The sequence below is a fragment of the Flavobacterium sp. OHVDL-2026-0007 genome, assembly GCF_059882335.1.
Window position 1 is genome coordinate 1,964,121 of the sequence record NZ_CM187612.1, and the last position, 12,190, is coordinate 1,976,310.

The following is a 12,190-nucleotide window of genomic DNA, read 5'->3' on the forward strand; positions in this document are numbered from 1 at the left end:
CAGCATCTAAAATATTGCGCTTTAATTTGTATTTTAGTACAACTAAAATACAACCTAAAATTCCTCTAAAAAAATCTTCAAAAATGAAAATCATAGCTTGGAATTGCAATATGGCCTTCAGAAAAAAAGCCGAATTTATTATAGCTTTAAATCCTGATATTGCCGTAATCTCTGAGTGTGAAAACCCTGAAAAACTCAAGTTTTCAAGTGATACAAAATTGCCTACGGCTATTCTTTGGTATGGCACAAATCCGCATAAAGGACTTGGCGTTTTCTCCTATAGCGATTACCGATTTCAATTGCTGGATTGTCATAATCCAGATTTCAAAAATATACTCCCTATTGCGGTAACTGGCGGAAAAGTTGATTTCACTTTATTTGCGGTTTGGGCCAATAATCCCACAGACAAAGATGGCGCTTACGTCACTCAGGTTTGGAAAGCGATAAACTATTACGAAAATTTAATCAAGGAAAATAAAACGATATTAATTGGAGATTTTAACAGCAATACCATTTGGGACAAACCGCGACGGGAAGGAAATCATTCTACTGTTGTCGATAAATTAGCTTCTAAAAAAATCTTTAGTACCTATCATCAATATTACAATCAAACGCAGGGAAAGGAACAACATCCCACTTTATATCTGTATCGTCACCAAAACAAACCATATCATCTTGATTATTGCTTTGCCTCAAATGATTTTATGGACGTTTTAGAAAGTGTCACCGTAGGAAGCTATCAAGATTGGACGATGCACAGTGATCACAAACCCTTAATAATCAAATTCAATTTATAATTATGAACAACTGGACTCAAAGATGGGACGACCGCTACAGTAACGAAGAATTTGCATACGGCGAAGAACCTAACAATTATTTAAAAGAACAAATAGAAAAATTAGACCAAGGGGTCATTCTCTTTCCTGCCGAAGGCGAAGGAAGAAATGCTGTTTTTGCTGCCAAATTAGACTGGAAAGTTTCGGCATTTGATATCAGTGAAGAAGGAAAAAACAAAGCCTTAAAACTTGCTCAAGCTCATAACGTCATAATTGATTATAAAATCGGAGAATTAGAAACGTTACACTATAAAGCCGAACAATTTGATGCTATTGCTTTAATTTACGCTCACTTTCCAGCAGAAATTAAATCGACCCTACACAAAACACTTGAAACTTATTTACGTAAAGATGGTATAATCATTTTTGAAGCATTCAGTAAAAAACACTTGGAATATCTAGCCATAAACGAAAAAGTGGGTGGTCCAAAAGACATTGCATCCTTATTCTCTATTGAAGAAATTAAGGCTGATTTCCCTAATTTCGACATTATCGAATTAGAAGAAAAAGAAATTGAATTGAACGAAGGTTTATTCCATAACGGAAAAGGTTCCGTTATTCGTTTTGTGGGAAGAAAAAAATAAATCCTCTTACTGGCATGGAGACACCCCACTGTGTCTCTACAAAAACCTCTGATTATATTTTACGTACTAATACTTAATTAACATATTTATGCTCCATAATTTCAGCTCGTAATTTAGGAATAGCTAAAATACCAATTCTTTTTCCTGCAGTTTTAATCAGCAATTCTTTTTTAAGGCTTGACAGTATTCGGATGGCTTGTTCTTCTGTAGTTCCGGCAAAATCAGCAATTTCTTTTCTTGAAAGTTCAATATCAATCAAACCATCTATCTGACCAAATTTGCGGTGGATATACAACAATAAATCAACTACACGTTCACGTACATTCATGTGAGCAATTTTACGAATATTATTTTCACTTTTATTGAGTTCCTCGGCATAAAACAACATTAAAGCATAAGTGAACTCGGGAACGTTTTGCAAAATTTCTAACATCGTTTCATTACTAAAATTACACAAAACTGTATCTTCAAGAGCATAAGCTCCAATTAAATATCGTTTTGAAGTTCCAAATCCACGAAAACCAATTGTATCTCCGTTTTTCGTCAAACGTACAATTTGCTCTCTACCGTTTATACCCGTTTTAACCGTTTTTACTTTTCCACTACAAATAAAATAAAGTCCCTGTAATGGTGCACCTTCGGTAATGAATTGATCTGATTTTTTACAAACAAAACTATTCTTCTTCAAAACAAATTGCTTCATTTTTTCCAAGTGCAAATGTTTTTTGATAAAACAATTTTCATTCATACAGCTATAACAAATTACTGATTCTTCTTTCATGAGTCCTATATTTTATCAGATTAAAAAATTTTGTTGCTGCTCCTTTCTTTTCTTCAAAAATATAAAAATAAATCCAAAAAATAAGTACAAATACGTAAAAATACTTATTTTTACATAAAACTAAATAAGTGGATTATTTAGAATACTGCACAAATCAATAATAGTCGTATTCAAAAAAACAGTTGTAATGCAAAATACCAAAATCAAAACTACCTGTTCGTATTGTGGCGTTGGCTGCGGAATTATCGTCACCAATGATGCTAAAAACGGCGTGATGGTAACAGGCGACAAAGACCATCCGGTAAACAAAGGAATGTTGTGTTCTAAGGGAATGAATTTGCATTACGTTGTCAATGACACTTCGGATAGAATTTTATACCCTGAAATGCGAGGTAGCAAATCATATCCGCTGGAACGTGTCACTTGGGACACCGCTCTTGATCGTGCTGCTGCCGTTTTTACTTCTATCATAAAAAAACACGGACCTGACAGCGTTGGCTTTTATATTTCAGGTCAATGTCTAACCGAGGAATATTATGTAGTTAACAAACTAGTAAAAGGCTTTTTGAAAACTAATAATATCGACACGAACTCTCGTTTATGCATGAGCTCTGCAGTTGTTGGTTATAAAAAAACTTTTGGAGAGGACTCGGTCCCTATTGCTTATGATGACATTGAATTGGCCGATACTTTCTTAATTACAGGTGCCAATCCCGCTTGGTGTCATCCGATTTTATTCAGAAGAATTGAAAAACACAAAGAGAAAAATCCAAAAATAAAAATCATTGTTATCGATCCCAGGCGCACAGATACGGCAGCTTTCGCCGATTTGCATTTGCAAATTATTCCTGGATCTGATATTATTTTGTATCATGCTATTGCAAAACGAATCATAGAAAAAGGTTACGTCGATCGCGATTTTGTAAAGAATCATGCCGAAAACTTTAAACAATATAAAGACTTAGTTTTAACTACATCTCTTGAAAAAGCTTCAAAACTCTGCGGAATATCTGTCACTGACATTAAACTTGCCGCAGATATTATCGGAAAAGCGAAAGGATTTATTTCGCTTTGGGCCATGGGACTTAATCAAAGTGCCGTTGGAGTTGACAAAAACACCGCTTTACTCAATTTATCTTTATTGACAGGACAAATTGGTAAACCCGGTTCAGGGCCATTTTCTTTAACTGGACAACCTAATGCCATGGGCGGACGAGAAGTTGGCGGAATGGCAACATTATTGGCTGCACACAAAGACATTGCAAATCCCGAGCATCGCAAAGAAGTGGCTGACTTTTGGGGAGTTGATGAAATCTCAGACCAACCTGGGTTAACCGCAACAGAAATGTTCGATGCCTTAGAATCAGGCAAAATGAAAGCCGTTTGGATTATCTGCACTAATCCCCTAGTAAGTTTACCGGATTCTCGTCGTATTGAAAAAGCACTCCAAAAAGCTAAGTTCGTCGTTGTTCAGGATATTTCCCATAATGCAGATACATCAAAATATGCCGATCTATTATTACCAGCCGCAGGTTGGTTAGAAAAAGAAGGTACCATGACCAATTCTGAACGTCGCATTTCGTATTTACCAAAAGGAATAAATGCACCGGGAGAAGCTTTACCAGATATTGAAATTTTAATCCGTTTTGCTAAAAAAATGGGCTTTAATGGTTTCAATTTTAATAGTGCCGAGGAAATTTACAAAGAACATTGCGCACTGACCAAAAACACTAATATTGATATTTCATTCTTAAATTATCATCGTTTAAAAAACGAAGGCACTTTTCAATGGCCCGTTCCAGATTACGGGCATTCTGGAACTCCTCGTCTTTTTACAGACAAGAAATTCTATACACCATCACAAAAAGCTATTTTTAATTTGCCCACGCATATTGAAAATACCTCCGAACCCCCAAGTCCACAGTTCCCTTTTATCCTTACCACAGGAAGAGTTCGTGACCAATGGCACACCATGACAAAAACTGGAAAAGTATCCCGATTGATGACACATACACCGAGTCCAGTTTTAGAGATCAACCCGATTGATGCGTTTAAAAATGATATTAAAAATGGAGATATTGTTATTGTTGCCAGTAAAAATGGAGAAGTACGTGTAAAAGCAAAAGTGACCGATTCCATCAAGGAAAAAATAGTATTTCTACCCATGCATTGGGGGAAACAACTCGAAAATGATTTAAATAGAACCAACAATTTAACCAATACCGTTGTTGATCCGATTTCCAAAGAACCTGATTTCAAATACACAACGGTTAACATTTCAAAATACGTAAAGCCTTTCCAAAAAATTGCTATTGTAGGCGCCGGAGCTGCATCATTTCGTTTCATTCAAAATTATCGTGAATTCAATTCTACTGACGAAATTATCGTTTTCTCTAATGAAGTGAATCCGTTTTACAATCGTGTATTGCTTCCGGAATACATGACAGGCGAATTTAGTTGGGAACAATTATTAAAAGTAAAAGATGGCGAAGCGCTAAACAAGTTAAAAATCACCATGAAAGCTGGTGTGGCCATTGACAAAATAGATGCTGCTAAAAAAACAATTACAGATAGTCTAGGCGAAACCCATACCTTCGACTCTTTGATCTTAGCCACTGGAAGTCGACCATTTGTTCCAGAAAACGCCCAACTTCATCTTCCTGGACGTTTTACCGTAAGAAGAAAAGAAGATGCCGATCGCTTAAAAACACACCTTGACAACACTAATTTACCCCCTGAAGAACAGCACGTTGTTATTATCGGTGGCGGTTTATTAGGTTTAGAATTGGCTGCTGCTTTAAAACATAAAAAAGTAAAAACTACCATAATTCAAAGAGCTTCCCGTTTGATGGAACGTCAGCTTGACCGTATTTCAAGTAAATTATTAGCTGAAGAAGTACAACTTCGTGATATTCAAATTTATTTTGATAATGAAGTCAGTACCGTTTTTGAAACGGATACTGAAAATGAAATAGAAATCGCTTTAAAAAGTGGTCGAATCATAACAGCAAATGCCATTGTTTATACTATCGGAACAATCCCTAATATAGAAATTGCCCGTGAAACGGGTCTTGCTTGTGGTCGTGGCGTAAAAGTCAATCAGTATTTACAATCATCAAATCCTGATATTTATGCTATCGGAGAAATAGCCGAATTCAATAATAAGCTGTTCGGAATTACCTCTGCGGCAGAAGAACAAGCAGACATTTTAGCCAATTTTTTAGCCGGCGATATCAGTAGTTTTTACAAAGGTTCCATTTTGATGAATATCCTCAAACTCGAAGACATCAATTTGTGTAGTATTGGCGATATAGAAGTTCCTGAAAATGATGATTCCTACGAAGAAATTGTTTTTGCCGATCTAAAGAAGCGTTATTATAAAAAATGTATCGTTAAAGATGATTTGCTGGTTGGTGCCATTTTAATGGGCGATAAAAATGAGTTTGCCGAATTCAAAACTATGATCGAAAGCAAAATCGAACTATCAGATAAAAGAAACTCTTTACTTCGAGGAAGCTCAAATGCCAAACCCGTTTTAGGAAAATTAGTTTGTTCATGTAGCCAAGTTGGAGCCGGAAACATCGAAGAAACCATTAAAAGTGGTGTAAATAATTTTACGGATTTATGTAAAAATACCGGAGCAGGATTAGGCTGCGGAAGTTGCAAAACAGAGGTTAAGGAAATTTTGGCCAAATGTAAAATTTAGACTCTTTTATTACACGTTTCAAAACGTTGGAACGTACAACACTTGAAACTAACAAAACTTCGAATTGAAACAAAAAATTAAAGACATGGAATTAACGAGATTAATAATAAAAGGAGGTGTTATTTCGCCAGGAGAATTAAGAGAAGTAGTCAATATGGCTATGGATCAAGGTTTAGATTCCATTTCATTTGGTTCCAGACAAGATATCATTTTCCCGAAAGGTTTTAAATCTTTAGATAAAGAAAAGCTAGGCAAACATCATTTTGTTTTCCCTGACCAAAAAAGCGGCAATAACATTGTTTCTTCTTATGTTTCAACTGATATTTTCAGAAATACCAATTGGCTTACAGGTAATAAATTCTTATATATTTTAGAGCAATTCAAAGAGCAACCCAAACTCAAAGTAAATATAACCGACCCTAAACAACAATTAGTTCCCTTGTTTACAGGTCATCTGAATTTTATCGCATCAGAACACGAAGATTATTGGTACTTGTATATTCGTTTACCTAAATGGGAACGTATGGAAGTATATCCCATACTGATTTACAGTTGGGATATTGCTACTTTTTATTATGAAATCGAGAAAATTGTAGCTGAAGAATCTTTAGGAATTGACATGATTTTTAGCTTGGTTAGCGACGCTTTGGACACCAACAACAGAACCATTGATAAATCATTGAATATTCCGTTTTATCCTTTTCCTTACTATGAAGGTATGAATCGAATGGGCATTGACCAATATTGGCTGGGATTGTATTGGAGAAATAATCTATACGATTTAGATTTCCTAAAAGAAATGTGTGATTTATGTTTTGATTGTAAAATTGGAAAAATCTGCATCACACCTTGGAAATCGTTTATCGTAAAAGGAATTCCAAAAGATAGAAAACTGGAATGGGAAAAATTTCTAGGAAAAAAGGGAATCAATGTGCGTCATTCTTTATTAGAATTGAATTGGCATTTGCCCGTTGCCATGGAATGGGCTCTAAACCTTAAAACGTTTCTAGTTCGCACCCTAGATCAATTTGACATTAGTACCTATGGTTTGACCTTTGGTATCTCTGAATACAATCGCGATGGGCATTATTTTACTTCGATCGTAGTCGAAAAAAATGATTTACCCAAGGATTTAGAGTCCATCAAAATAAGAGACACTTACAATGTTTTATTTGCAAAAAATTTCGATCCCAACACACGCGAATATATTGTGCATTCACAGGATATTGACAAACTCGAATTACCAACAATCTTAATCGAATTAAGCAGAAAGTATTTTGATGAACTTGGAAATTCCATTACTGAAACAACTGAAAATCCACAGAAAAAAGAAAAACCTCAATTAGATATTTACCAATGTCAAGAATGTTTAACCTTATATAATTCTGATTATGGGGACGAAACTCAAGGGATTCCAAAAGGTGTCTTATTTACTGATTTAGCAGAAACTTATTGTTGCTCACTATGCGAAGCTCCAAAAAGCAATTTCAAGGTTTTGGAAATAGTCGAGCATTAATCCCACCCCCCTTATTTATCACAATATTGATCAATTACTATTTCCTTCTATCCTTCTAATCTTTTGTGCCAGACCCTGGCACAAAAGGGCTCTTTTTTATAAGTTTTTTTTGACTACTGGTTTTTCGCAGAATATTTTTTTAAAATAATACATTTCCTATGTTTTTATAGAAAAACTTAACATTGGCGCATTTGTTTATTGATTATATTTACTTTACCACAAATTAACAATTTAGTTACATTGTTGACAACACAATCATCTTAAACAATATTTATTATATGGAAAACAAAGCCACAGATACGAATCCTGAAAAAGTTGATTCTCCAAAAACAGAAAACATTCTGCCAGTTACAGAGGCTGCCAAAACGGTAAGTACACCTACTAAAGCACCAGTTCGCAAAGCAGCGGCAGTTAAAACAACAACAGCTACAAAACCTGCTGCGTCAACAACTGCCAAACCTACTCCACAAAAAACACCGGCAAAAACAGCAACGGCTGCATCTTCTACTACAGCAAAACCCGCTGTTCGTAGCACTCCCGTAAAAAAAGTAACCATTCCAACCACAAAAATCGAAGATAAAACACCCGTTGCTAAAACACCAGTAGTTAAAGCAGCCACTGTGGAATCAAAAAAAGAAGATGTAAATAAAATCGTTACGACCCAAGAAACAACTAAGGATAAATCAAAAGATAAAAAGAAGAAAAAGATGAAAGACAAGGACAAAGACAAGGACAAGGACAAAGAGAAAAAGAAATTAGCGAAGAAAAAAGAAAAAGCTAAAAAAGACAAAAAGAAAGAAAAAGCTAAAAAAGCTAAACTAAAAGCTGCAGCTAAGAAAAAAGAAAAAGCTAAAAAAGCCAAGGATAAAGCCAAAGCAAAAAAAATAGCCAAAAAGAAAGCTAAGTCTCAGAAAAAAGTTAAGGCTAAAAAGAAAAAATAATACTAGAGAGAAGGTTTGACTTTATCAGTTGAACCTTTTTTTTCTCATTTCTCTGCAATTTCGAGGAGGTTTTTAAAACTTAGCCCCCAATGGCAATCATACTTCGATTATCAAAATGCAAGGCTGGATTATCCATCTCTTCAATGGTTTCCATTCCGGCTCTGATTTTCTTTTTACTTTTTATTGATGCTGAAATTAAGTCCGTGATCGACTCACCATTTCGGAAAGGAGTCAGCAAATCAGTTTCTGAATTGGAGAAAAGGCAATTTTTTATTTTTCCATTTGCCGTCAAACGGATTCGGTTGCAGCCATCACAAAACGGATTGGTGATCGAACTGATAATTCCAAAATCACCTTGAAAACCTTTAATTTTATACGTTCTAGCTGTGAAGTTTTTTTCATCTTCTAATTTCAGGATTTCTTCTGATGAAAAAGCATTTTCTAAGTCTGTTAAAATCTCGTTTTGAGAAACCATTTTACTCCTGTCCCATTGGTTTCCGGCAAAAGGCATAAACTCGATAAAACGAATCGAAATAGGCAAAAACTGCGTTAGTTTTACAAAATCTACAATTTCATTTTCATTAAAACCTTTCATCAAAACCACATTTACTTTTACCTGAAAATCATGATTCAAAAGTAAATGTAGATTATCAATTACTTTCTCAAATTGATTTCGAAGCGTTATCGTATGGAATTTGGAAGGAACCAAAGTATCTAAACTTAAATTGATTTTTTTGATTTTAAACTGCTTTAAAACATCAATATGACGATCAATTAGAATTCCGTTTGTTGTAATGGAAAGCAAAACTTTAAGAGACGCTAATTTGGAAATAATCTCATCAAAATCTTTTCTTAATAATGGTTCACCTCCGGTTAATCTAATTTTATCAACACCATTTTCTACGAAAGTTTGGGCAATAGCAAAAATCTCATCAGCAGTCATTAAACTCGCTTTTGGAGACAATGCGATTCCGTCAGCAGGCATACAATAAGCACAACGCAAATTGCATTTTTCTAACAACGAAATACGCAAATAATTGTGTTTTCGTCCAAAATCATCCGCCAAAATGGTTTTAGAGGGTATCATGATTTTTTCCTTTTAAAATATGAAAAACGTGCATTACATGTGGAAAAACGGCATCCATAGATTCTCTGGCTCCGTTGGTTGATCCCGGCAAAGCCAAAATTAAGCTTTTCCCTAATGTTCCCGCAACCGTCCTTGATAACATGGCATACGGCATACGTTGCTGTCCATAATCACGAATTGCTTCTTCAATTCCTGGAATTCTACTTTCTAATAATGGTGACAAAGCTTCAGGTGTTACATCTCTTGGAGACAAACCAGTACCTCCTGTAAAAATGACCAGCTGATGTTCTTTGGCAAAAGCTTTAGCTCTGTCTTGAATACTATCAAATTCATCAGGAATAATTTCGTAATGTGCTGTTTCAACTCCGTATGAAGTTAATTTCTCTACAATAATTTTTCCAGAACGATCTTCTTTTTCACCAGCAAAAATAGAATCTGAACAAACAAAAACTGCCGCTTTAATTACATTGGGAAATTTATTTTTAAACGAAGATTTTCCTCCTTCTTTATTAATCAATTTAATCGTCGAAATTTCTATTTCCTTATCGATAGGTTTCAGCATATCATACATGGTAAGCGCCACTATTGATGCGCCATGCATAGCCTCAACCTCAACTCCAGTTTTGTAAACCGTTTTTACACTGAAGATAATCTGAATGGTCAAACCTTCAATTTTATAAGCTACAGAAGTAAATTCGATCGGAATCGGGTGGCAATCTGGAATTGACAAATGCGTATTTTTTACAGCAAATAATCCCGCCGTTTTCGCCATTTCTAGAACATTTCCCTTCGGAACCAGATTATTTACCACAGCATCGATTGTCTCTTGCTTACTAACCTTGACAATCGCTGTTGCTATTGCAGTTCTTAAAGTACTTATTTTATGCGTAATATCTACCATTTTAGCTGTTTTGTTTCCAAGTGAAAGTATCGTTTTCAAACATTTCTTTACCAAAAATTGGTACATCTGTTTTGATCCAGTTTACGATAGCTTCTGTCGCTTCATAAACCTGTTTTCGTCTTGTTGCTGAGACAAACACAAATAGACAAATTTCACCTGCTTTAACAATTCCCAAACTATGATAAATGTGCATACAGCTTAAATCGAATTTAGCGAAAGCTTTTTCTCGAATAGCGTACAAAGCTTCATTGGCCATATCGGTATACGCCGAATAATCAATGGCCACAACTGTATTGTCGTGAATCACATCAGCACGCACTTGCCCCAGAAAAATATTATGCGCACCAATGGTATGTTTAGACTGATGTTTAGCAATAGACTCAGCAATAAACTCAGGAGAAATTGGTCCTTCTACAAATACATTTTTACTCATTATTCTTTATTTTTTTCACAGATTATAACTAAAACTCCATGAATATTTTTTATCTGTGGTTATACTTTCACTTCTTCTTTTAATAATGACTTCAATGCCAAAGCACCACCGACAATACTTTTTACATTCCTAAATTGATGTTTCTGAAGCAATTCCACAGCTATTTTACTTCTTATTCCGGATTGACACAAAATATAAATTGTTTGATTTACATTCAGTTTTTCAATTTCATTTTCTAATTTCATTATCGGAATCTGAATTCCATTTTTGAAATTGATTTTCGGAAGTTCATCCAGATTTCTAACATCTAAAAAAAGAACTTCATCACTATTAATTTCATTCAAAATTGCTTCCGCTGATATTTCTTCCACTTGGTCTTGAGCAATATTATATTTTTTTTGAAAACTTTCTAAATTCATCACAACACTTGTACGCTTCTCGAAGTCATACTTTTGCTGATCATTATTTAAAATACTATACACCAATATCTTACCACTTAAAACATCTCCTATTTCTAAAATTATTTTAATAACTTCAGTAGCTTGTAACATTCCGATAATTCCAACTGAAATTCCAATAACACCACCCTCTTCGCAATTCGGCGATTGGCCGTTTTCATCAGGATACAAGCAGCTGTAAGTGGGGCCATTTTGATAATTAAAAACAGATACCTGCCCCTGAAATCTAAAAACAGATCCGTAAATCATAGGCCTATTGGTTACTAAACAAGCATCATTTATGAGATACTTAACCGAAAGATTATCCGTTGCGTCCACAATCATATGATACTTTTCAAATAAAGCAATCGCATTTCTTCCCGTTAATCGCTCAGCAATAGCATTCACTTTCACAGACGGATTCAATTCAGCAACCATCGCTTTAGCTTGCTCAACTTTGTGTTTTCCAACAGCCGAGCTTTTATAAATCACCTGACGATGCAAATTCGATATTTCGATAAGGTCATCATCCATAATTCCAATTTCACCAACACCAGCTGCCGCTAAATAAGGTAATATCGCAACTCCCAAACCGCCTGCTCCAATAATTAAAACTTTAGCAATTGCTAGTTTCTGTTGACCAATCTCCCCTATTTCAGGAAGTATTATCTGTCTACTGTAACGCGTTGATTTATCCATAAAACTCAATTTATCCACCCGCAAAAGGAGGCAATAAAGCCACAATATCACTTCTATGTAAAGTGCAATCAGTCGCTTTTGGTACTATTTTTTGATTTACTGCGACACTAAAAGATAATGAATCGAACTCGTATTTTTCTTCTAAACTTCGCAATAACTCATGTAATGAAATTTGAGAAAAAGATACTTTTTCGAAAGCGCATTTCGTTTTTTCAGCGACAGCTCCAAAATATTTAACTTCAATCATTATTCTATATTTAAATTCAGAT

At 34.9% G+C, this 12,190-nt stretch carries 11 protein-coding genes; 5 read left to right on the forward strand and 6 right to left on the reverse strand.

Going from position 1 to position 12,190, the window contains the following annotated elements:
• Nucleotides 1-83 precede the first annotated feature (83 nt).
• Together AC51AA_RS07525 and AC51AA_RS07530 are read left to right on the forward strand one after the other, a co-directional pair.
• Nucleotides 84-797 (forward strand): endonuclease/exonuclease/phosphatase family protein, encoded by a 714-nt coding sequence (locus AC51AA_RS07525; protein ID WP_500705298.1) that lies wholly within the window; start codon nucleotides 84-86, stop codon nucleotides 795-797.
• A gap of 2 nt (nucleotides 798-799) precedes the next feature.
• Entirely contained in the window at nucleotides 800-1,420 is a 621-nt protein-coding gene (locus AC51AA_RS07530; protein ID WP_500705300.1) for a class I SAM-dependent methyltransferase, read from the forward strand.
• Nucleotides 1,421-1,493: 73 nt separating this feature from the next.
• On the opposite strand, the gene AC51AA_RS07535 is transcribed toward AC51AA_RS07530, so the two are convergent.
• On the reverse strand, nucleotides 1,494-2,201 hold the full coding sequence (locus AC51AA_RS07535; protein WP_500705302.1) for a Crp/Fnr family transcriptional regulator: 708 nt from the start codon (nucleotides 2,199-2,201) through the stop codon (nucleotides 1,494-1,496).
• 187 nt (nucleotides 2,202-2,388) lie between these two features.
• On the opposite strand from AC51AA_RS07535, the gene AC51AA_RS07540 reads away from it, so the two are divergent.
• The 3 genes from AC51AA_RS07540 to AC51AA_RS07550 all read left to right on the forward strand — a co-directional run bounded on the left by AC51AA_RS07540 (nucleotide 2,389) and on the right by AC51AA_RS07550 (nucleotide 8,364).
• The gene (locus AC51AA_RS07540) at nucleotides 2,389-5,907 is read left to right on the forward strand and encodes a molybdopterin-dependent oxidoreductase (RefSeq protein ID WP_500705304.1); all 3,519 of its coding nucleotides are present in this window, start codon (nucleotides 2,389-2,391) and stop codon (nucleotides 5,905-5,907) included.
• An 85-nt stretch (nucleotides 5,908-5,992) separates the two neighbouring features.
• On the forward strand, nucleotides 5,993-7,423 hold the full coding sequence (locus tag AC51AA_RS07545) for a rubredoxin (protein WP_500705306.1): 1,431 nt from the start codon (nucleotides 5,993-5,995) through the stop codon (nucleotides 7,421-7,423).
• 278 nt (nucleotides 7,424-7,701) lie between these two features.
• A complete protein-coding gene (locus AC51AA_RS07550) occupies nucleotides 7,702-8,364 on the forward strand; it encodes a hypothetical protein (protein WP_500705308.1) in 663 nt (220 codons plus the stop codon).
• 79 nt (nucleotides 8,365-8,443) lie between these two features.
• Here the strand turns inward: AC51AA_RS07550 and moaA are convergent, their stop codons facing one another.
• Genes moaA through AC51AA_RS07575 form a run of 5 tightly spaced genes read right to left on the reverse strand, consistent with a single transcriptional unit; the run spans nucleotide 8,444 to nucleotide 12,168 of the window.
• A complete protein-coding gene (gene moaA, locus AC51AA_RS07555) occupies nucleotides 8,444-9,451 on the reverse strand; it encodes a GTP 3',8-cyclase MoaA (protein ID WP_500705310.1) in 1,008 nt (335 codons plus the stop codon).
• Nucleotides 9,438-10,352 (reverse strand): bifunctional molybdenum cofactor biosynthesis protein MoaC/MoaB, encoded by a 915-nt coding sequence (gene moaCB, locus AC51AA_RS07560; protein ID WP_500705312.1) that lies wholly within the window; start codon nucleotides 10,350-10,352, stop codon nucleotides 9,438-9,440. Before moaCB ends, moaA begins: the two co-directional genes overlap by 14 nt.
• Before the next feature lies 1 nt (nucleotide 10,353).
• Nucleotides 10,354-10,785 carry a molybdenum cofactor biosynthesis protein MoaE gene (locus tag AC51AA_RS07565; protein ID WP_500705314.1) on the reverse strand — a complete coding sequence of 144 codons (432 nt, stop codon included), beginning with the start codon at nucleotides 10,783-10,785 and terminating at the stop codon, nucleotides 10,354-10,356.
• Nucleotides 10,786-10,844: 59 nt separating this feature from the next.
• Nucleotides 10,845-11,921 carry a ThiF family adenylyltransferase gene (locus AC51AA_RS07570; RefSeq protein WP_500705316.1) on the reverse strand — a complete coding sequence of 359 codons (1,077 nt, stop codon included), beginning with the start codon at nucleotides 11,919-11,921 and terminating at the stop codon, nucleotides 10,845-10,847.
• A 10-nt stretch (nucleotides 11,922-11,931) separates the two neighbouring features.
• Nucleotides 11,932-12,168 (reverse strand): MoaD/ThiS family protein, encoded by a 237-nt coding sequence (locus AC51AA_RS07575; protein ID WP_500705318.1) that lies wholly within the window; start codon nucleotides 12,166-12,168, stop codon nucleotides 11,932-11,934.
• Between the last annotated feature and the right edge of the window lie 22 nt (nucleotides 12,169-12,190).